This is a genomic window from Nocardia sp. NPDC050793 (assembly GCF_040654065.1).
GTDB lineage: Bacteria > Actinomycetota > Actinomycetes > Mycobacteriales > Mycobacteriaceae > Nocardia.
The window spans coordinates 232,206-251,810 of record NZ_JBFAHG010000010.1 but is presented as its reverse complement, the minus strand read 5'-3'; the positions used below and the strand labels follow the sequence as shown (position 1 = coordinate 251,810).

Below are 19,605 nucleotides of genomic sequence, written 5' to 3'. Positions count from 1 at the left end.
GGGGGTCGTGCGGTGATGGTGCTAGCGAGCGTGGGGGAATCGTTCCAGCAGACGGCGGCGACCGGCCCGCTGCTGCTCGCGCTCGGCGCGTGCGTGCTGGCGGGGCTGGTGTCGTTCGCCTCGCCGTGCGTGGTTCCGCTGGTGCCCGGGTACCTGTCGTATCTGGCCGGGCTGGTCGGCGCCGAGGCCCCGCCCGCGACCGTCGAGTCGGCGAAAGGCCGTTCCTCGGTCGCGGTCGCCGCGCGCGCCAACAAGTTGCGTGTCGCCGGTGCGGCCGGACTGTTCGTCGCCGGTTTCACCGTGGTCTTCGTGCTCGCGACGGCCACCGTCTTCGGTGTGATCCAGACCCTCAACGTGAATCGTGAACTGCTGCAACGCATCGGTGGCGTGGTCACGATCCTGATGGGTCTGGTGTTCGTCGGTTTGGTCCCGGCCTTGCAGCGCGACACCAGGATGGAGCCGCGCCGTCTGACCAGCCTCGTCGGCGCGCCGCTGCTCGGCGGAGTCTTCGCGCTCGGCTGGACGCCGTGCCTCGGCCCGACCCTGTCCGGCGTGATGGCGGTGGCCGCGGGCACCGAGGGCAGCACCGCTGTTCGCGGCGTCGCGCTCATCGTCGCGTACTGCCTGGGGCTCGGGCTGCCGTTCGTGATCCTGGCCTTCGGTTCGGCAGGCGCGCTGCGCGGCGTCGGCTGGCTGCGCCGTAATTCGCGAACCATTCAGATCGTCGGGGGCATTCTGCTGATGGCCGTCGGCGTCGCGCTGGTCACGGGGGCGTGGGATCAGTTCGTGGCGTGGGTGCGCGACGCGTTCGTCTCCGAGGTGACCCTCCCCATATGACCGTGACCGATCATCCCGTGGCCGAATCGTCCGCCCCCCGTCCGCCTCGCCAGTCGCTGCCCGGTCGCGCCTTCGCGCTCGTCCGCAACACCTGGCGCGGGCTCACCAGCATGCGTACCGCGCTGGTGCTGCTCTTCCTGCTGGCGCTGGCCGCGATTCCCGGCGCCCTGCTGCCGCAGCGGAACCTGAACGAGCAGAAGGTCGCGCAATACATCGCCGACCGTCCGACGCTCGGACCGTGGATGGACCGCTTCGAGCTGTTCGACGTGTTCTCCAGCTTCTGGTTCACCGCGGTCTACGTGCTGCTGTTCGTCTCGCTGGTCGGCTGCATCCTGCCGCGCACCTTCGATCACTACAAGGCGCTGCGCACCCCGCCGGTGCGCGCCCCGCGCAACCTGGCCCGGTTGCCGCACCACTATTCGGGCGAGTCGGCGGGCACCCCCGAGCAGCTGATCGAGGGCGCGCGCGCGCGGCTTCGCGGTTGGCGCACCGAGGTGCGGCCGGGCACTCGCCCCGGCGAGCTCACCCTCTCCGGGGAGAAGGGTTACGCCCGCGAATTCGGCAATCTGGTCTTCCATTTGGCGCTGGTCTGTCTGCTGGTGGCCATCGCGGTCGGCAAGCTGTTCGGTTACGAGGGCACCGTCATCGTGATCGCCAACAACGGCCCCGGCTTCTGCACCACCTCGCCCGCGGTGTTCGACTCCTTCCGCGCGGGCAACGTCAACGACGGCACCGGCATGACGCCGATCTGTGTGCGGGTCAAGGATTTCCAGGCCGACTACCTGCGCACCGGGCAGGCGGAGATGTTCACGTCGAACGTCGACTACCAGGCCGGATCGGATCTGGCGACCGACACTTGGCGCTCCGCCACGTTGCAGGTCAACCACCCGCTGCGAGTCGAGGGCGATCGCCTCTACCTGCAGGGGCACGGCTACGCGCCGACGTTCACCGTCACCTTCCCGAACGGCCAGACCAGGACCGAGACCATCCAGTGGCGGCCCGACGACGCGCGGACCTTCCTGTCCAGCGGCGTGCTGCGCATCGACCCGCCCGGCGGCATGTACGCCACCGACGAGGAGCGCCGCAAGAACCAGATCGCCATAGAGGGCCTGTTCGCGCCGACCGCGCTGTTCCACGGCAACCTGCTCACCTCGGCGTTCCCGAGCATGGACGACCCCGCCGTCGCGGTGGACGTCTACCGCGGCGACACCGGTCTGGACACCGGGCGCTCGCAGGATCTGTTCTCGCTGGACCAGGAGATGGTGCGGCAGGGCAGGCTCACCAAGGAGGCCAGGGTGAACCTGCGCCCCGGCGAATCGACCACGCTGCCCAACGGCACCAAGGTGACCTTCGACGGCGCACAGGAATTCGTGAACCTGCAGGTGTCGCACGATCCGGCCCAGCAGTGGGTGCTGGTGAGCGCGCTGGCCATGATGGCGGGCCTGCTGGTGTCGCTGCTGGTGAAACGGCGACGGATCTGGGTGCGGGTCTACCCGGCCGAGGAAACTGCCGGTACCGTTGATCAACGACGCACTGTAGTAGAAATGGGCGGGCTCGCCAGATCCGATCAGGCGGGCTGGGGCGGCGAATTCGACCGGCTCCGCGCGCGCCTGCTGGAGGCTGGGGGCGACGACGTGAAGACCGACCTCGCAAGCACGGGAGAGTGACCATGCCGATCGACGAGACCCTCGCCGGGTACAGCAACCTCGCCTTCAAATCGGCGTTCGTCATCTACGTGCTCGCGCTCGGTCTGCTCATCGCGCAGTACGCGTCGGTGCAGACCCGCAAGGCCGAGGCGCGCGAACTCGTCACCGTCGGCGGCGGCGCAGGGCCGGGCGTGCCGGGGAAGGTGGCGCCACCACCGCGCCGGTCGCGCGCCGAACAGTTCGGCAACATGGCGTTCTCCGTGCTGATCGTCGGCATCGTCCTGCACGTCGCCTCGATCGTGCTGCGCGGCTTCGCGACTCACCGCTTCCCGCTCGGCAACATGTACGAGTTCATCGCCATGGCCTGTGCGGCGGCGCTGGTCGTCGGTCTCGGCTTCTTGTACGAGCAGAAGTTCCGCGCCATCTGGGTGTTCCTGATCGCGCCGGTGCTGGTCCTGATGTTCCTCGCCGGGCAGGTGCTGTACGCGGAGGCCGCGCCGGTGGTGCCCGCGCTGAAATCCTTCTGGTTGCCCATCCACGTCACCGTGGTGAGCATCGGCAGCGGCATCTTCCTGCTGTCCGGCGTCGCGAGCCTGCTGTTCCTGTACCGCCTGCGTCAGCCCGAGGGCCAGGAGTCCGACAACCCGCTCGGCAAGATCGCCCGCCGCCTGCCCGACGCCCGCGCCCTCGACCGCCTCGCCTACAAGACCACCATCATCGGCTTCCCCCTCTTCGGCGCCGGCGTCATCCTCGGCGCCATCTGGGCTGAGGCCGCTTGGGGCCGCTTCTGGGGCTGGGACCCCAAGGAAACCTGCTCCTTCATCGCCTGGGTCCTCTACGCCGCTTACCTGCACGCCCGTGCTACCTCCGGCTGGCGCGACACCAAGGCGGCCTGGATCAACGTCGCCGGCTTCGTCGCGATGCTCTTCAACTTGTTCATCATCAACATCGTGATCTCGGGCCTGCACAGCTACGCGGGTCTGAACTGATCGAACAGCGTCCCGTCGAGTAACCGGCTGTTCCGCTTACGAGTGAGTGGGCACCACCTACGCGGGCCGCTGGCTCGACGTCGAGAAGCCGTTCCCCATCGCGTTCGATCCCGCCGAGTTGTTGGACGTCGACCAGGACTGGTAGCGGACCGTATCGGAGCGCTGCCGTGTGGGAGACTGCGGATATGTCGAGGCTTCGGGTCGCGGTGCTTGCGTCGGGTAATGGGTCGAATTTGCGTGCGCTGCACGGGGCTTCGTTGGAGGAGCAGGCGCGGTTCGTGATCGCGCTGGTGATCGGGAACAACAGTGGGTCCGGGGCGTTGGCGTATGCGCGGGAGGCCGGGATTCCGGTGGTGCACATGTCGGGTCGGACGCATCCGGAGCCGGACGAACTGGACGAGGCGATGCGGGCGACGCTCGTCGCGCACGACACCGCTCTGGTCGTGACCGCGGGCTATATGAAGAAGCTTGGGCCGCGGGTGCGGCAGGAGTTCGGCGGCCGCATCATCAACATCCATCCCGCGCTGCTCCCGCGCCACGGCGGGCAAGGCATGTACGGCAAGGCCGTCCACGAGGCCGTTCTCGCCGCGGGCGACGCGGTGTCGGGCCCGACGGTCCACTTCGTGACCGAGGAATACGACACCGGCGCGGTCATCGCGCAGAGCGAAGTGCCGGTGCTACCCGATGACACGGTCGATTCGCTGGCCGAGCGCGTCCTGGCCGCCGAGCACCTGCTGCTTCCCGCGGTCGTGCAAATCATCGCGACCCGGGACCCCGCCGCCGCCGACCGCTGACGTCAACTCGGCCGTGCTGCGGAGCGACCTACCGCCCCGTACACGCGCCGTTCAGCGATCGGTACTGCCGTCGCCGTCGGGATGCTGTTGCCGCGAGATCCGCCACAGGAACTCCGGATCGTCGTCGGGCCCGAGGACTCGTTTGCGTTGGGGTGAACGCGGGGTCCGATCACCAGCATTCACGGGGCCGAACGCCTTCCAGCACAACACCGCGACAGCCACTATGGCGATGAGTGCCAACAGGTACGTCACGTTCGCTCACCTCCTGCTATCGAGGGTAGCCGCGCGCGACGTCCGCGCACACCGCAGGCGCCGAATCGGTGCGACATGACCGGGCGCGGGCACGAATGCCCGCGCCGGTCGTGGTCGTTCTAGCGGGTGGGGGTTGCTTCCGTGGTCAGCGACCTCAGCAGCTGAAGGACCTCGGACTCCCGGAAACGGCGATGCCCGCCCGGAGTGCGCAGCGAGCCGAGGCGCCCGGCGTGGGCCCAGCGGGTGACGGTCTTCGGATCGACGTGGAACAGGGCAGCCACTTGGCCGGGTGTCAGCAGAGTGTCCTGGCCGCCGACGGTGATCGCAGTCATAGCAAACCTCTCCGTTCTCGACAGTTCCCTCATCAGATGGCGCCATCGTTGCACCCCGACCCCTAGGTACGCGAACCACCTACAGTTGGTAAAGGCGAAGTAATGGACAAAACGGATCGTCGTCCAACGTCTGAAACGGGTGTGGCCCGAGAGCGGGCAACAGCTTCGCATACTCTGGTCAACGTGAGCGACTCGACTCGTCCGGACGGTGCATCGTCCCAGCCCACCGCGCGTCCCGGCCGCAGACTGGCCGTGAACCTGGCGCTGTACACGCTGGCCAGGCTGGCGCTGGTCGCGGTGATCACGGCGGTGATCATCCTGGCCGCGCGACTGGTCTCGGTGGACATTCCGCTGGTCGTCGCCGCCCTCTTCGCGCTGATCATCGCGATGCCGCTGTCGCTGGCGCTGTTCAAGAAGCTGCGCGCCAAGGTCAACGAGGACATCGCGGTGGTCGACGAGAAGCGCCGCAAGGACAAGGCGCAGCTGCGTGCGCGCCTGCGAGGTGAGGACGGGTCCGGAGCGGCCAAGTGAAGTACTGCGACCACAGCGCACCCCGCGACTGGGTCGACAACGCGGTGCGGTTGATCGACGCCGACGCCCAGCGCTCCGCCGACACCCATCTGCTCCGCTATCCGCTGCCGGTCGAGTGGAACATCCAGCTGTACCTGAAGGACGAGTCCACCCACATCACCGGCAGCCTCAAGCATCGCCTCGCTCGCTCGCTGTTCCTGTATGCCATCTGCAACGGCTGGGTTACCGAGGGCACCACGGTGGTGGAGGCGTCCTCGGGGTCGACTGCCGTGAGCGAGGCGTATTTCGCGAAGCTGCTCGGCTTGGACTTCGTCGCGGTGATGCCAGCGAGCACCTCGCCGCAGAAGATCGCGCTGATCGAGGCGCAGGGCGGCCGTTGCCATTTCGTGGAGCGTCCGCCGGACATGTACACCGAGGCGGCGCGGCTGGCGGTCGAGTGCGACGGCCACTACATGGACCAGTTCACCCACGCCGAGCGGGCCACCGACTGGCGAGGCAACAACAACATCGCCGAATCCATCTTCGAGCAGATGGTGCTCGAGACGCACCCCGTGCCGGAATGGATCGTGGCGGGTGCGGGCACCGGCGGCACCAGCGCCACCATCGGCCGCTACATCCGCTACCGCAGGCATGCCACCAAGCTCGCCGTGGTCGATCCAGAGAATTCCGCCTTCTACGGCGGCTACGAGACCGGGGACGCCGGATACCAGACCGGCATGCCCTCGCGGATCGAAGGCATCGGCCGCCCGCGAGTGGAGCCCTCGTTCGTCGGGCAGGTGGTGGACCGGATGATCGAGGTGCCCGACGTCGCCTCGATCGCCGCCATGCGGCATGCCAGCGGCGTGCTTGGCCGCCGCGTCGGCGGGTCGACCGGGACCAATCTGTGGGGCGTGTTCCACCTGATCGCGGAGATGCTCGCCGAAAAGCGCAGCGGCAGCGTGGTCACCCTGCTCTGTGACGGCGGAGACCGATACGCCGGAACCTATTTCGACGACCAGTGGGTCGCCGCGCAGGGCATGAACCTGGCCGAGCCGACCGCCGTGCTCGACGAATTCCACGCCACCGGAATCTGGAACGGGTAGGCGTACCTCCGCCTTCGCTCCGGCCATGCGCGGTTCTTGGACGGACTTCGTCCGGCTGCGCCTGTTGTGCGTACTCCGCCTTCGCTCCGGCCATGCGCGGTTCTTGGACGGACTTCGTCGGGCTGCGTCTGTTGTGCGTACTCCGCCTTCGTCCGACTGTGCGCAAACTGCCCTTTGGCGTTCCTCCCGTAGCGAAACCCGCGCTTCCGCACCGCATTGCGCGTCAATTTTTGTTGACATACACCGCTGATGTCAATCAAAATTGACGCCATGACTGAGGCAACCACCCTGGCGGCCGCCGCGGGCAGTCCCGACCCCAAGGTCGGGCTGCGCGCCGTGCTCGCACTGCGTCGGCTGCTCGAACGGCTGGAGGCGATCCAGGTGACCAACGCCCGCGCGCAGGGCTGGTCATGGCAGGCGATCGCCGACGCGCTCGAGGTCAGCAAGCAGGCGGTCCACCAGAAGTACAACCGGAAAGGCAGAAGCTGATGTTCGAACGGTTCAGCAGGTCGGCGCGGACGGCAGTGGTGATCGCGCAGGAAGACGCCCGTGAGCTGCGGTCGCCGAGCATCGAGGTCGAGCACGTGCTGCTCGGTCTGCTCGCGCAGGGCGAGCCGGAGCTGAAGGCGCTGCTCGCGGACGCCGGGCTCACCCACGAGGGTGTGCTGAGCGCGTTGAACGCCAAGGGGCGCGGCGAGCCGCTCGGCGCCGAAGACGCCGAGGCGCTGCGCTCGATCGGCATCGACCTGGACGCGGTGCGCGAATCGCTGGAGGCGGGCTTCGGCGAGGACGTGCTGGACCGTCCGCTCCCCGAGCCGCGACGCGGATTCCTCGGGCGGCCGCGGTGGAACGACGGACACATCCCGTTCACCAGGGACGCGAAGAAAGTGCTCGAGCTCTCACTGCGGGAAGCCCTCGCGCGCAAGGACAAAAGCATCGAATCCGGGCACGTGCTGCTCGGCATCCTGCGCGCGCCGAATCAAACCACGGTGAGCCTGTTCGGCGGTTCAGGGCCGATCCACGACCTGCGGCCGAAGGTGCACGCACTGCTCGACCGTGCGGCCTGACGGGCACGGAAAATCCTTTCCCGCCAGCGGCGGCGGTCAACCGGACTTAGCATGTGCGCATGCAGCTTGTGCTTCGGTTGATCATCAACGCGTTCGCCATATGGTTGGCCGCCGAATGGGTAGACGGAATCAAGATCCTTAGCCCGGACGAGAACGGCACCGGCGGCGAGATTCTCGTCGCCATTGCCATCGCGGTGGTGTTCACCGTGGTCAACGCGCTGGTGAAGCCGTTGGTGAAACTGTTGTCGCTGCCGCTGATCGTGGTGACCCTCGGCCTGTTCCTGTTGCTGATCAACGCGCTGATGCTGTGGCTGACCGCCGAGATCACCGAACTCGCCGATGCACCCGAATACGGCCTTCAGGTCAACGGGTTCTGGGCCGCCGTGCTCGGCGGCATCATCATCTCGCTGGTGAACTGGGTTCTCGGCGTGCTGGTTCCCGACAAGGACTGACGCGCGGGTCAGGCGAAGCCGAGCGCCAGCGCGGTCAGCGCCGACCAGGCGAGCAGGGCGAGACCGGAATCACGCAGCGCCGGAATCAGTTCCAAGCCGTTGCCGCCCGACCGCACGGGTGCGTTGGCGCGCACCGCGAGCGGGAGGGCGAGCACGCCCACGAGGGCGAAGGGGGTGCGGATCACCAGCAGCAGGGTGACCACGAACGGCGCGGCCAGCAGCGCGAGGTGCAGGGTGCGGGTGCGGGGATCGCCGAGCTTGACCGCGAGCGTGGTCTTTCCGGATTCGGTGTCGGTGGGGATGTCGCGCAGGTTGTTGGCCACCAGCACCGCGCTGGAGAACGAGCCGACCGCGACCGCGAGCGCCGCACCCACCCAGTCGACGCGCTCGGCCTGCACGAACTGCGTGCCGAGCACTGCGACCAGCCCGAAGAACACGAACACCGCGAGCTCGCCGAAACCGCTGTAGCCGTACGGCTTGCTGCCACCGGTGTAGAACCAGGCGCCTGCCAGGCAGGCCACGCCGACCAGCAGCAGCCACCACGCGGTCGTCGCGACGAGGATCAGCCCGAGAACGGCGCCGATCGCCAAGCTCAGGATCGCGGCGTTCTTGACCGACGCGGGCGAGGCGAGCTTGGACCCGACCAGCCGCAGCGGACCGACGCGTTCGTCGTCGGTGCCCCTGATGCCGTCGGAATAGTCGTTGGCGTAGTTGACCCCGATGATCAGAGCCAGCGAAACCAGCAGCGCCAGAACGGCTTTCCACCACACCGCGGCGTCGAGCGAGGCTGCGGCGCCGGTACCGGCGATGACCGGGGCGATCGCGTTCGGCAGGGTGCGGGGCCGTGCGCCCTCGATCCATTGCGCTGCAGTAGCCATGAACGCAGCCTAATAGGCGCAGCCGGGCGAAGCCCGCCGACGGCCCGCTTGCCCTCAGGCTTCGGCCGCTTCCTTCAGCCGGGTGAGCCCCTTCTCGAAGTCCTTGCCGACCAACCGGTCCATGGAGATCACCTTGCCGAGCAACGCCATCAGGCCCTGCTGCTGTCCGGTCATCCGCCAGACCACCTCGGTGGCGCCCGACTCGGTGGGATTCAGCTCGAAGTCGACGTGGTTGGTCGCTTTGAAGGGCTTGCGGAACTCCAGCCGGATGCCGATCTCGCGTTCGGCGTCGGAGACGATCTCCATGTTGCCCGCGCCCGCCTTGCGGTTACCGCTCCAGGCGTAGTGCGCGCCGACGCCGGATGCCGCTCCGGAGTAGGTGCGCTGCAGCTCCGGGTCCAGATCCTCCCAGGGGGACCACTTGGTCCACTCCCGGAAACTGTCGATGAGCGCGTGAATGTGCGCGGGCTCGGCCGAAACGACGACCCGCCGGACCACTTCGAACTCAGCCATGCGCAGAGCCTAATAGGTGCTCCCGGGCAAAGCCCGACGACAGACCGCGCACGGCCGGAGCGAATGCGGAGATACGCGTAGGCGCAAGTCCGCCGTTATCCACGGAGGAAAACGATGTCAGTCTCAGCCCGCTCGCTCGCATACGATGACGACGGCATGTTTCCAGATCGGCGCGGCCCCGATGGCCCGAATCCCACCGCTACGCCGCAGGCGGGCGCATCGGTCGTGGTGGCCCTGCTCGGCGAGGTCGCGCTGCGGCGCGACGGCGCACTCACACCCGTACCCGGCGCCCGGTCCCGGCTGCTGCTCACCGCGCTCGCCCTGCGACCGGGTCGCAGCCGGACGGCTGCGGCCTTGATCGATGACGTATGGGCCGACCAGCCGCCCCGCGCGCCGATGAACGCGCTGCACACCCAGGTGTCGCGGCTGCGCTCGACGCTGCCCGACGGGGCGTTGGAGATCGGTCCCGCGGGGTACCGGCTCACCTTCGCGCCCGACCAGGTCGACCTGACGCTCGGCGGTGCGTTGCTTTTCAGCGCGCGCGGCGAGCTCACGGCAGGGGACGTCACCGCGTGCCTGGGGTCGGTGCACGAGGCGCGAGCGCTCTGGCGCGGCGAACCCGCCGCGGATCTGCCGCCCGGCGAGATCGCGGAAGAACTCGCCCGCGTCGCGGCATCGCTGGCCGCCGAACTCGACGCGCTCGAGCTGACCGCGCGGGAATCCCGCGGCGATATTCGGGGTGCACTGGTCCTGGCGCGGCGACGCGCCTCCGCCGAACCTCTCGACGAACCCGCGCAGCACACCCTCATGCGTCTGCTCACGCGAGCCGGTCGCCCGAACGAGGCGCTGGAGTCCTTCGCCGCGTTCCGCACCCTCCTGGCCGATCAGCTCGGCGCGGATCCCGGACGGGCGCTGGTCGAGTTGAACACCGCCATCCTGCGGGGTGAGGTGGTCGAAGGCACACCGAGTGCGCCGACTGTGCAGGGGCACGGGACGAACGGATCGACCGACGCGGCGGTCGACACGTCGAGCTACCGCGAAAGCGTCGCAGCCAGCGGTGGGCTGGGAGCCGCGGCACTGAACGTCGTCGAGAATCCGGCGCGGGCAGCATTTCCCGAGCCCGACGACAGTTCCGCGAGAAACGAAACCATGGTCGTCGGTATCCCAGCACCCGACACGAGCACAGCGTCACAGCTCCGGTCCCGTTCCGACACGCCGCACGAGGCCATCGGCTTGCGCGCCGCACCGAACGCGCTGCTGGGCAGGGATGCCGACCTCGACCAGCTCGCCGAGCTGCTGCGCGCCGCAAGGGTGGTCACCGTGCTGGGGCCGGGCGGCACCGGAAAGACCCGGGTGGCCAACGAAGTCGGGGCCAGGGTGGCGCGGCGCGAATCCGTCGTGCTGGTGGAGCTCGCGTCGGTGCGCTCGACCAGCGTCGCCGACGCGCGCGCCGACATCGAGTCGGCGATCAGCACGACGCTCGGCATCGGCGAGGTGGTCCGCGAGCCCGGTCTGCTGCGCCCGGGGCGAATCGACACGGGCAGGCGGCTGCGCGACGCGCTGTCGGCCCGTCCGATGCTGTTGATCTTGGACAATTGCGAACACCTCATCGACGCCGTCGCCGAAGTCGTCGCCGACCTGATCGGCAGCTGCGACCAGCTCACCGTGCTGACCACCAGCCGCGCCCCGCTGGCCATCACCGCGGAGAGCGTCTATCCCTTGGCGCCCTTGGCCATCGACGCCGCGGGCTCGCCCGCCACCGACCTGTTCAGCGCGCGAGCCCGCGCGGTGCGGCCGACGGTGCGCTTGGACCCGGACGCCGTCGCCAGGCTGTGCGCGATGCTGGACGGCCTGCCGCTGGCCATCGAACTCGCCGCCGCCCGCGCCCGCACCATGGGTGTCGAGGAGATCGAATCCCGGCTCGAGCACCGGTTCGCGCTGCTGCGCGGCGGCGACCGTTCGTCACCGGAACGGCACCGCACGCTGCACGCGGTGATCGCGTGGAGCTGGAACCTGCTCGACCCGCCGCAGCAGGCGACATTGCGCCGAATGTGCCGTTTTCCAGCGGGTTTCACGTCGAGCGCCGCGGAGGCGGTGGCTGGCGGTCCGGACGTCGACGACGTGGCCGCCGCGGTGGACGGCCTGGTGAGCCAGTCGCTGCTCACCGTGCTCGAGGACGAGGACGGCACGCGGTACCGAATGTTGGAGACGGTCCGTGAATTCGGCGAGGAACAGCTGACCACCGTCGGTGAAGGTGACCTCGTCATGCGGCGGATATCGCGATGGGCGGCCGAATACTCGGTGGACGCCGCCCTGCGCTATCGCACCGACGACCAGGTGACGACGGTGCTCTCGGTCGCCGCCGAACAGGACAACCTGGCGGCGGTGCTGCGCGACGCGCTGGACCGCGACGACGCCGCGACGGTGTATCGCGTGTTCCCGGTCCTCGCGATGCTGTGGATGATGCGCGGCGCGCACATGGAGCTGACGTCGTGGGGGCCGCGAGTGCTGCGCTGCACACCGGAGCCGGAACCCGTGCGCGGCGTCCTCGCGGATCTGCGGATGCTGGCCGGACTGACGATCGGAATACACCTGGTCTACTCGAGCGCCGATCCGCGCCCGCTGGCCACCTTGCGGGCGCGCACCCGGGTGCTGCTTCGCACCGCCGTCGGCATGAATCCCGGGCTGCGCCTCCTCGGCGGGCTGCTGATCGCCGATGTCTCAGGAAAAGGCGTGGCGCGCATGCTCGCCGACGGCGCGCGTTCATCCGACCCGGACGTGCGGGCGGCCGCGCTCATCGCCCGCGCGAATATCAGGGAGAACGCGGGCGACGTGCACGGCTCGGCCCGTGACGCGCTCGGCGCCCTGCGGTTGCTCGAGCCCGACGATTTGTGGGGCGTCGCCATGGTCTGCCAGCACTTGGGCCAGCTCGGCGGCCAGACCGCCCGCTACGCCGAGTCGGTGGCCTACTACCGCAGGGCCGCCGCGGCGCTGCGCACCTTGCGGGCTCACGACGAGGCCGTGGAGATCCGCAGCTATCTCGCGGTCGCGTTGATCGGCGTCGGTCAGGTGGAGCGGGCGCGCGAGGAATTGGACTTCGCGCTGGGCGCGTCCGACGACCCGGCCTATATCGCCCCGATCGACGATCCGAACGTCCGGCGTAACCATCGGCTGGCGGCAGTGTCGTGCGGCGTCGCGGAACTCGCACTGGCCGAGGGTGATACGGACACCGGATTGCGGTACTACCGCAGGTCGCTGGAGTTGTTGGGCTGGCCGGACGAGGATCTGGCGCCGGGGCCTGGCGGGCTCATGCTGGCGAGCGCGATGGTCGGCGCGCAGGTGCTGTGCGGACGTGCCGAGGCGGCGACGGAGCTCGCCGCCGAACTCGCCGAGGGCGCGGCGGGCAGGCTGGCCCAGTTCTACGACCTGCCGCAGATCGGCGCGGTGGCCTGCGCGGTCGGCTCGCATCGGCTCGCGATCGAGCCGGACGCCGCGGCAGGCATGGAGCTGCTCGCGCTGTCCGCGAAGGTCGTTGCCCGGCAGGACTATCCCTCCATGATGGTGCGGCGACACTGGGACTTCCATCGATCGCGAGTCGGTGCCGAGCGGATGGACGCGGCCTCGCGCGCGGCCGCCGGGCTGCGCCGCAGGAACGGAGCGGCACGGATCATCTCCCTGCTGCGCGAATTGAGCGGAATGCTGGACGGCTAGGCCCGCCGGGCCTGGCGAAAACGGCAAAGGCCGGAACCCCCTTCGAGATTCCGGCCGTGCCGAGTCGATCAGGCACTCCGCGCCGTGTCGATCAGGCCCTGCGCATATACGCCTTGACCGTCAGCGGTGCGAAGACGGCGATCACGACCACCGAGCCGAGCAGCGACCACGCCAGATTGCTGCCGTAGACATTGCCGTTCATCAGGTCTCGGCACGCGTTCACCATGTAGTAGACCGGGTTGACGTGGTTGATCCCCTGCATCCAGCCCGGCATGGTGTGCGCCGGAGCGAACGCGCCGGACATGAAGGTGAGCGGGAACATCACCATCATCGACATGCCCTGCACCCCTGCGGCGCTCTTGCCGGTCACGCCGACAAGAGCCCAGATCCAGCTGATCGCGAACGAACACAGCACGATGACCACCGCGGCGACCAGCACGCCGAGCACGCCGCCGCCCGGACGGTAGCCGAGGCACAGGCCGACGATCACGGTGAGCGTGGTGGCGATGCCGTAGCGCACCATGTCGGCGATCAGCGCACCGCTCAGCGCCGAGATACGGGCGATCGGAAGCGATTTGAAGCGGTCGAAGACGCCCTTGTCCATGTCCTCGCGCAGCTGGGTGCCGGTGACCACCGAGGTGAGCACCACGGTCTGCACGAGGATGCCGGGAATCAGCAGCGGGAGGTAGTCGTGCGCGTTGCCCGCGATGGCGCCGCCGAAGATGTAGGTGAACAGCGCTGTGAACAGGATCGGCTGGATCGTCACGTCGAACAGCTGCTCGGGCTTGTGCTTGATCTTGAGGATGCCCCGGTAGGCCATGGTGAACGAGCTGGTCACCGTCTGGCGCAGGCCGATTCGGTTGTTGGCTTCGGGGATTCGGATGGGGGCCGCGGTGGCGGCGACCGGTGCGGTGATGGTGGTCATGCCGCGCTCCGTTCGTTGTCGTCGGCCGGATGGCCGGTGATGGTCAGGAAGACTTCGTCCAGGCTCGGCTTGCTCACCGTGATCTCGTCGATCGCGATATCCCACTCGCGCAGCCGGATCAGCAGGTCGGTGGTGACGCTCGCGTCGGGCAGCGGCGCGGTGAGCCGTCCGGCCTCGGGGGTGATCTGTGCTTCGGCGCCGAGGAAATCGCCGACGATGCGGCGGGCGTCGGCGAGCTGCGCCTCGTCGACCAAGGCCAGATGCAGCGAGGAGCCGCCGACCGAGGCCTTGAGTTCGTCGGCGGTGCCGTCGGCGATCACCCGGCCGCGGTCGATCACGGCGATCCGGTCGGCCAGCTGATCCGCCTCGTCCAGGTACTGCGTGGTGAGCAGCACCGTCGCGCCGTCGCGGACGAGGCGGCGGATGGTCTCCCACATCTGCGCGCGGGTGCGCGGATCGAGGCCGGTGGTCGGCTCGTCGAGAAACAGCAGCGGCGGCGTGGCGATCAGGCTTGCCGCGAGATCGAGGCGGCGGCGCATACCGCCGGAGAAGTTCTTCAGCGGCTTGCTCGCCGCTTCCGTGAGGTCGAACTCCTCGAGCAGCTCGCTCGCCTTACGCCGGGAGTCGGCCCGGCTCAGACCGAGCAGGCGGGAGAAGATGATCAGGTTTTCGGTGGCGGTCAGGTCCTCGTCCACCGAGGCGTACTGCCCGGTGAGCCCGAGCAGCGATCGGACCGCGTTCGGCTCGGCGACCACATCGTGGCCGAAGATCCTGGCGCGACCGCCGTCGGGACGCAGCAGCGTCGAGAGCATCCGGATGGTCGTGGTCTTGCCCGCTCCGTTCGGCCCGAGTACCCCGTACACCGAGCCCTGCGGTACCGCCAGACTCACCCCGTCCACGGCCCGCTGCTCCCCGAACACCTTGACAAGTGCGTCGGCTTCGACGGCCGGCGCCGCATGTGATGCGAAAGATTTCATGCCACGAACTCTGTCGCCCTGGGCTTGCACCACCCTTGCGCCGCGATTGCACGCTCTCTTGCGTCACGCCCACAGGAGGTTTCACCTTCGCAGAGTGTTCGTACGCCTCGCAGAGGTTGCTTGCTGAGGCGTGCGGAGAGTCTGCGAGGGCCTCAGTTCGGGGACTGGGCGAGGAGCAGTTCGCGGAGTTCGGTCCGGTTGGGTTTGCCGGGGCCGTGCAGCGGCAGTTCGTCCAGCAGCGCCAGCTCGCGGGGTGCGGCTATGGCGTCGAGCTCGCGGACGACGTGTTCGCGCAGTTCCTCGAGCGTGGGGGTGGCTCCCGCGGTGGGGACGACCGCGACCGCGACGCGCTGGCCGAGGCGTTCGTCGGGCAGGCCGAGCACCACACACTCGCTGATGGACGGGTGCGTCACCAGCACGGCCTCGACGACCTGCGGGATCACCAGCAATCCGCCCGTCATGATGGCCTCGTCCAGGCGTCCGGTGACCTGCAGCACGCCGTTGTCGAAAGTGCCCGCGTCCTCGGTGCGGAACCAGCCGGGTTCGTCGAAGGCGGGATGATCGGGCTGGCCGCGGTAACCGCTGGCGATCATGGCGCCGCCGAGCAGCACGCGGCCGTCTTCGATGCGCACCTTCGCGCCGTCCAGCGGCACGCCCTCGTAGACGCAGCCGCCGCAGGTCTCGCTCATGCCATAGGTGCGAACGACGTTGATACCGGCCGCTTTCGCGCGCTGGTAGACCGGCAGGGGTGTGGCCGCTCCGCCGACGAGCACCGCGTCGAGATCGGCGAGCGCTTCGGCCGCGGCGGGTGCGTCGAGTGCCTTGATCAGCTGGGTCGGCACCAGGGCGGTGTAGCGGCGTTCGCCGCGCATGCCCGACACCGCGCCGGCCAGGGCCTCGGGAAGGAAGCCGCCGGAGACGTCGAGCACGGCGGGTTCGGTGCCCGCGAGGATGCTGCGCAAAAGGACCTGGAGTCCGGCGATGTGGTGGGTGGGCAGCGCGAGCAGCCAGGTGCCCGGTCCACCGAGGCGGTCGTGGGTCGCGGTGCCGCTGGCGCGCAGCGCGGAGGCGCTGAGCATCGCGCCCTTGGGCACGCCGGTGGTGCCGGAGGTGGTGACGACCAGCGCCACGTCGTCATCGATCGCTTCGCCGGGGGAGAGCGCGTCGCTGAGCCGACGGGCCTCCCTGCGGTCGCTGGTCGGGATGGGCAGCCACGCGGGGCCGTTGCCTTCCAACGCTTCTCGCAGATGCGGTAGCACGTCGCCCAGACCGGATCCGGTCGGCATAGGAAGCGTCCGCAAAGTGTTGTTCACGACTTTGCCTCGCTGAAGCTCTGGCGCTCGCTCACGACCACACCTCGCCGTCGCTCGGTTCCATCACGATAGGGATCGTGTCATGCCCGCGCCGTCGCGCGGGGAACGGGTCGGTTTGCTGGGGCGGCGCGCGCAGCGTGCGGCCGCCCCGAAGGAATGGGGCTCGGCTAGGCCAGACATCGAGACTGCGATTCACTCGTCGGACGGGTCGCGGATGGCGGTCGCCCGGACATCGGCGGCCGGGCGGCCGCTAGACGGCTATCGTCCTCGCCGAGACAGGGCTTGGCAACTCGGCATTCGGACCCCGGTCCGGTCCCCGCCGGCGATCAGTCGTCCGACCAGCGGGAATCCCGCCGAATCGGATGTTCGGGCGGAATCTCGACCAGTACCACCGGCACCCCGTCGGGGTCGCGGATCCACATTTCGATCAGTCCCCACGGCTCCTGTTTCGGTGCGCGATCGATCGGGATTCCCTTCAGCGCCAGCTCGACAGCGGCGGAGTCGACATCGCGCACCTGCAACCAGATCGCGCCGTCGAAGGCCGTCGACGCGCCCGTCCCGCCGTGCGCCGCGACCTCCACCAGCGACTGTCCAGCGAAGAAAACGGTTCCGCCTGGATATTCCCTGGCGATCGCGAGACCCAGTCCGTCGCGATAGAACTCGAGTGTTTTCGTGTAGTCGCCCGGCCGCAGAATCACCCGGCTGCTGAGGATCTCCATTGGGCCAGTCCCTTCGTCAGAAGTACCAGGGGTAGGGCGTCCAGTCCGGCTCGCGCTTCTCCAGGAAGGCGTCGCGGCCTTCCACCGCTTCGTCGGTCATGTACGCCATGCGGGTGGCTTCGCCCGCGAACAGCTGCTGGCCGACCAGGCCGTCGTCGAGCAGGTTGAACGCGTACTTCAGCATGCGCTGCGCCTGCGGGGATTTGCCGTTGATGTCGGCGGTCCACTCCAGCGCGACGTCCTCCAGCTCGGCGTGGTCGACGACCTTGTTGACCGCGCCCATCTGGTGCATCTCCTCGGCGGTGTAGGGCCTGCCCAGGAAGAAGATCTCGCGAGCGAACTTCTGGCCGACCATCTTGGCCAGGTAGGCGCTGCCGTAGCCGCCGTCGAAACTGCCGACGTCGGCGTCGGTCTGCTTGAACCTGGCGTGCTCGCGGCTGGCCAGCGTCAGGTCGCAGACCACGTGCAGGCTGTGTCCTCCGCCCGCGGCCCAGCCGTTGACCAGCGCGATGACGACCTTGGGCATGAAGCGGATGAGGCGCTGCACCTCGAGGATGTGCAGCCTGCCAGCGCGCGCCTGGTCGACGGTGTCCGAGGTCTCGCCGCTGGCGTACTGGTAGCCGCTGCGGCCGCGAATGCGCTGGTCACCGCCGGAGCAGAAGGCCCAGCCGCCGTCCTTGGGGCTCGGTCCGTTGCCGGTGATCAGGACCGCGCCGACGTCGGGAGTCATCCGCGCGTGGTCGAGCGCCCGGTAGAGCTCGTCGACGGTGTGCGGACGAAACGCGTTGCGCACCTCGGGCCGATCGAACGCCACCCGCACCGTGCCCTGCTCGATATGCCGGTGGTAGGTGATGTCGGTCAGATTCTCGAATCCGGGGACCGGTCGCCACAGCTTGGGATTGAACGTCACGCTTGTGATTATTGCCCGCGGCGAAAGATCCGGTGCCAGCGACTTCCGCGCATTCCGGCTCCGTGGACTTGACGGTGTAAAACTACGCGTTACCGTGCAGGTATGAGCGAGCGTGTGAAACCTGTTCCAGATTCCGCCGCGGAGGCGCCCGCAGAATCGGGTGCGCCGCGTTCCCAGGGGACGGCGATTCGCCCGCGCATCGATCGCAGCGCGGTGGACGAGAGCCGATACGAGACGCACGGCGGATTCCCCAAGGTCTCCCGCGCCCAGATCGGTTCGAATTTCGGGCCGTTCGTGGAAGCGATGCGCACGCTGCAGGATCTGGCGGTCTCGGTCGACGCGTCCGACGAAGTGTTCGGCGAGGCGTTGGCGCAGGCACGCGGGCTCATCGAGCTGCTCGAGCCCTATCGCGCACCGGAATTGCAAGGTCCGGCGGGGCGCGCGGTGGAACTGCCCGGGCGCGGCAGCCTGTTGCTGCTGCCGTGGCGGGTGCTCTCGGCCGGACCGGACGGCATCACCATGACGGGCGAGTTCCGTCGTTTCCATCTCGGTGGCAACGGCGCGGCGCACGGCGGCGTGCTCCCGCTGCTGTTCGACGACCTGCTCGGCATGATCGTGCACTACGCGGGCAGGCCGATCAGCCGGACGGCCTACCTACACGTGAACTATCGCAAGATCACTCCGCTGGAGCGAACGCTGACGGTGTGCGGGCGGGTCGACCGCGTCGAGGGTCGCAAGACCTTCATCACCGCCGAATTGCGCGATGAGCAGGGCGATTTGCTGGCAGATTGTGAAGGGCTGATGGTGCAGTTGCTGCCGTGGCAGCCGTGAGCGGAACTAGCTCGTGTGACGGCGCGCACCAGTGCGTATAGTGGCGTGCGCTCGTTCATCGACATCTATTCCGGAGGAACCTGAAAGTGGTTGCAGCACTGTCTGAATCCCTGCTCGACGACGCGAAGCGCTCGGCCTTCCTTGCCGATGCCAAGGAGGTTCTCGACGCCGAGGTGTCGGATAAGGGCGGGGCGTCCGGCCTTGCGGTCAAGGGCGGCTACGCTGCGGTGAAGAAGATCAGCCCGTCCATCGTGCCGGACGCGCTGGAGTCCTTGGCGCCCAAGCTGGTCGAGCAGCTGGAGCCGTTCTGGCAGGAGTACAAGGCCGCGGGTTCGGGCCAGTTCGCCGACCTGCTCGTGTCCAAGTCCGACGAGGTCGCCGAGGCGCTCCTCCAGGTGACCGACGCCCGCGCCGCGGCCTCCAGCCGTCCCGCGCTGCAGAAGGTGTACTCCTCGATGCGCTCCTCGGCCAAGAAGAACGTCATCGAGGCCCTCCCGCGCCTCGGTGACCTGGTGCAGCGCCACGCGAACTGATCGCGCACAGCGGACGCACGCCGAGCCCCGGCCGACCGAGCTCGGCGTGCGACTGTGCTTTTCCCGCGGTCACCGCGCATCCACCGCACGGCAACGCAACTCGCTGAACAGCCGTGCCCAGCCGTCTCGGCCGGGCCAAGCGCGCACTGCAACCCGAACGCTCGATCCCACTCTCCCAGCCACCCCCGGGGCGAGTCTTACGAGCCCGTTCGCGGCCGTCGCGCTTCTGTGGGGGCGAGTAGCAAGCGAAGAAGTGGCGAGACTCGGCTGGGCAGACTCGCGTAACCCGGGGCCGCGAACCCCCGCGCGCCCG

Annotated in this window: 21 protein-coding genes; 12 read left to right on the top strand and 9 right to left on the bottom strand. The window is 68.7% G+C overall.

Annotation, left to right across the window (positions count from 1 at the left end):
• Positions 1-15 precede the first annotated feature (15 nt).
• The 4 genes from AB0H50_RS29210 to purN all read left to right on the top strand — a co-directional run bounded on the left by AB0H50_RS29210 (position 16) and on the right by purN (position 4,266).
• A complete protein-coding gene (locus AB0H50_RS29210) occupies positions 16-837 on the top strand; it encodes a cytochrome c biogenesis CcdA family protein (RefSeq protein WP_357458890.1) in 822 nt (273 codons plus the stop codon).
• Positions 834-2,504 (top strand): cytochrome c biogenesis protein ResB, encoded by a 1,671-nt coding sequence (locus tag AB0H50_RS29205; protein ID WP_357458766.1) that lies wholly within the window; start codon positions 834-836, stop codon positions 2,502-2,504. The genes AB0H50_RS29210 and AB0H50_RS29205 overlap by 4 nt, the downstream gene beginning before the upstream one ends.
• Before the next feature lie 2 nt (positions 2,505-2,506).
• On the top strand, positions 2,507-3,472 hold the full coding sequence (ccsB, locus tag AB0H50_RS29200; protein ID WP_357458887.1) for a c-type cytochrome biogenesis protein CcsB: 966 nt from the start codon (positions 2,507-2,509) through the stop codon (positions 3,470-3,472).
• 185 nt (positions 3,473-3,657) lie between these two features.
• Entirely contained in the window at positions 3,658-4,266 is a 609-nt protein-coding gene (gene purN / locus AB0H50_RS29195; protein WP_357458763.1) for a phosphoribosylglycinamide formyltransferase, read from the top strand.
• A 51-nt stretch (positions 4,267-4,317) separates the two neighbouring features.
• On the opposite strand, the gene AB0H50_RS29190 is transcribed toward purN, so the two are convergent.
• Both AB0H50_RS29190 and AB0H50_RS29185 read right to left on the bottom strand, forming a co-directional pair.
• Positions 4,318-4,518: a hypothetical protein gene (locus AB0H50_RS29190; protein ID WP_357458761.1), complete on the bottom strand. Its 201-nt coding sequence runs from the start codon at positions 4,516-4,518 to the stop codon at positions 4,318-4,320.
• Positions 4,519-4,637: 119 nt separating this feature from the next.
• The gene (locus AB0H50_RS29185; protein WP_357458758.1) at positions 4,638-4,850 is read right to left on the bottom strand and encodes a BldC family transcriptional regulator; all 213 of its coding nucleotides are present in this window, start codon (positions 4,848-4,850) and stop codon (positions 4,638-4,640) included.
• Positions 4,851-5,033: 183 nt separating this feature from the next.
• On the opposite strand from AB0H50_RS29185, the gene AB0H50_RS29180 reads away from it, so the two are divergent.
• From AB0H50_RS29180 to AB0H50_RS29160, 5 genes are all read left to right on the top strand, one after another.
• Positions 5,034-5,381, top strand: a complete 348-nt coding sequence (locus AB0H50_RS29180; protein ID WP_357458756.1) for a DUF4229 domain-containing protein — start codon at positions 5,034-5,036, stop codon at positions 5,379-5,381.
• The gene (locus AB0H50_RS29175) at positions 5,378-6,463 is read left to right on the top strand and encodes a PLP-dependent cysteine synthase family protein (RefSeq protein WP_357458755.1); all 1,086 of its coding nucleotides are present in this window, start codon (positions 5,378-5,380) and stop codon (positions 6,461-6,463) included. The genes AB0H50_RS29180 and AB0H50_RS29175 overlap by 4 nt, the downstream gene beginning before the upstream one ends.
• 270 nt (positions 6,464-6,733) lie before the next feature.
• On the top strand, positions 6,734-6,952 hold the full coding sequence (locus AB0H50_RS29170; RefSeq protein WP_068052662.1) for a hypothetical protein: 219 nt from the start codon (positions 6,734-6,736) through the stop codon (positions 6,950-6,952).
• The gene (locus AB0H50_RS29165; protein WP_357458753.1) at positions 6,952-7,530 is read left to right on the top strand and encodes a Clp protease N-terminal domain-containing protein; all 579 of its coding nucleotides are present in this window, start codon (positions 6,952-6,954) and stop codon (positions 7,528-7,530) included. The genes AB0H50_RS29170 and AB0H50_RS29165 overlap by 1 nt, the downstream gene beginning before the upstream one ends.
• 59 nt (positions 7,531-7,589) lie before the next feature.
• Entirely contained in the window at positions 7,590-7,982 is a 393-nt protein-coding gene (locus AB0H50_RS29160; protein ID WP_357458750.1) for a phage holin family protein, read from the top strand.
• An 8-nt stretch (positions 7,983-7,990) separates the two neighbouring features.
• Here the strand turns inward: AB0H50_RS29160 and AB0H50_RS29155 are convergent, their stop codons facing one another.
• Positions 7,991-8,860: a 1,4-dihydroxy-2-naphthoate polyprenyltransferase gene (locus AB0H50_RS29155; RefSeq protein WP_357458747.1), complete on the bottom strand. Its 870-nt coding sequence runs from the start codon at positions 8,858-8,860 to the stop codon at positions 7,991-7,993.
• A 54-nt stretch (positions 8,861-8,914) separates the two neighbouring features.
• Positions 8,915-9,373, bottom strand: a complete 459-nt coding sequence (locus AB0H50_RS29150; protein ID WP_357458745.1) for an SRPBCC family protein — start codon at positions 9,371-9,373, stop codon at positions 8,915-8,917.
• A 114-nt stretch (positions 9,374-9,487) separates the two neighbouring features.
• On the opposite strand from AB0H50_RS29150, the gene AB0H50_RS29145 reads away from it, so the two are divergent.
• On the top strand, positions 9,488-13,084 hold the full coding sequence (locus AB0H50_RS29145) for a BTAD domain-containing putative transcriptional regulator (RefSeq protein WP_357458743.1): 3,597 nt from the start codon (positions 9,488-9,490) through the stop codon (positions 13,082-13,084).
• A 91-nt stretch (positions 13,085-13,175) separates the two neighbouring features.
• Here the strand turns inward: AB0H50_RS29145 and AB0H50_RS29140 are convergent, their stop codons facing one another.
• The 5 genes from AB0H50_RS29140 to AB0H50_RS29120 all read right to left on the bottom strand — a co-directional run bounded on the left by AB0H50_RS29140 (position 13,176) and on the right by AB0H50_RS29120 (position 17,928).
• Positions 13,176-14,009: an ABC transporter permease gene (locus tag AB0H50_RS29140; RefSeq protein ID WP_357458740.1), complete on the bottom strand. Its 834-nt coding sequence runs from the start codon at positions 14,007-14,009 to the stop codon at positions 13,176-13,178.
• A complete protein-coding gene (locus AB0H50_RS29135) occupies positions 14,006-14,986 on the bottom strand; it encodes an ATP-binding cassette domain-containing protein (protein ID WP_357458737.1) in 981 nt (326 codons plus the stop codon). The genes AB0H50_RS29140 and AB0H50_RS29135 overlap by 4 nt, the downstream gene beginning before the upstream one ends.
• A gap of 152 nt (positions 14,987-15,138) precedes the next feature.
• A complete protein-coding gene (gene menE / locus AB0H50_RS29130; protein WP_357458884.1) occupies positions 15,139-16,272 on the bottom strand; it encodes an o-succinylbenzoate--CoA ligase in 1,134 nt (377 codons plus the stop codon).
• Positions 16,273-16,625: 353 nt separating this feature from the next.
• Entirely contained in the window at positions 16,626-17,018 is a 393-nt protein-coding gene (locus AB0H50_RS29125) for a VOC family protein (RefSeq protein ID WP_357458735.1), read from the bottom strand.
• A gap of 16 nt (positions 17,019-17,034) precedes the next feature.
• Positions 17,035-17,928, bottom strand: coding sequence for a 1,4-dihydroxy-2-naphthoyl-CoA synthase (locus AB0H50_RS29120; protein WP_357458733.1), 894 nt, complete (start codon positions 17,926-17,928; stop codon positions 17,035-17,037).
• A 186-nt stretch (positions 17,929-18,114) separates the two neighbouring features.
• Between AB0H50_RS29120 and AB0H50_RS29115 the strand changes: the two genes are divergently transcribed.
• The gene (locus AB0H50_RS29115) at positions 18,115-18,759 is read left to right on the top strand and encodes a PaaI family thioesterase (RefSeq protein ID WP_357458881.1); all 645 of its coding nucleotides are present in this window, start codon (positions 18,115-18,117) and stop codon (positions 18,757-18,759) included.
• Between the two features lie 86 nt (positions 18,760-18,845).
• Positions 18,846-19,292 carry a hypothetical protein gene (locus AB0H50_RS29110; protein ID WP_357458730.1) on the top strand — a complete coding sequence of 149 codons (447 nt, stop codon included), beginning with the start codon at positions 18,846-18,848 and terminating at the stop codon, positions 19,290-19,292.
• Positions 19,293-19,605: the final 313 nt, after the last annotated feature.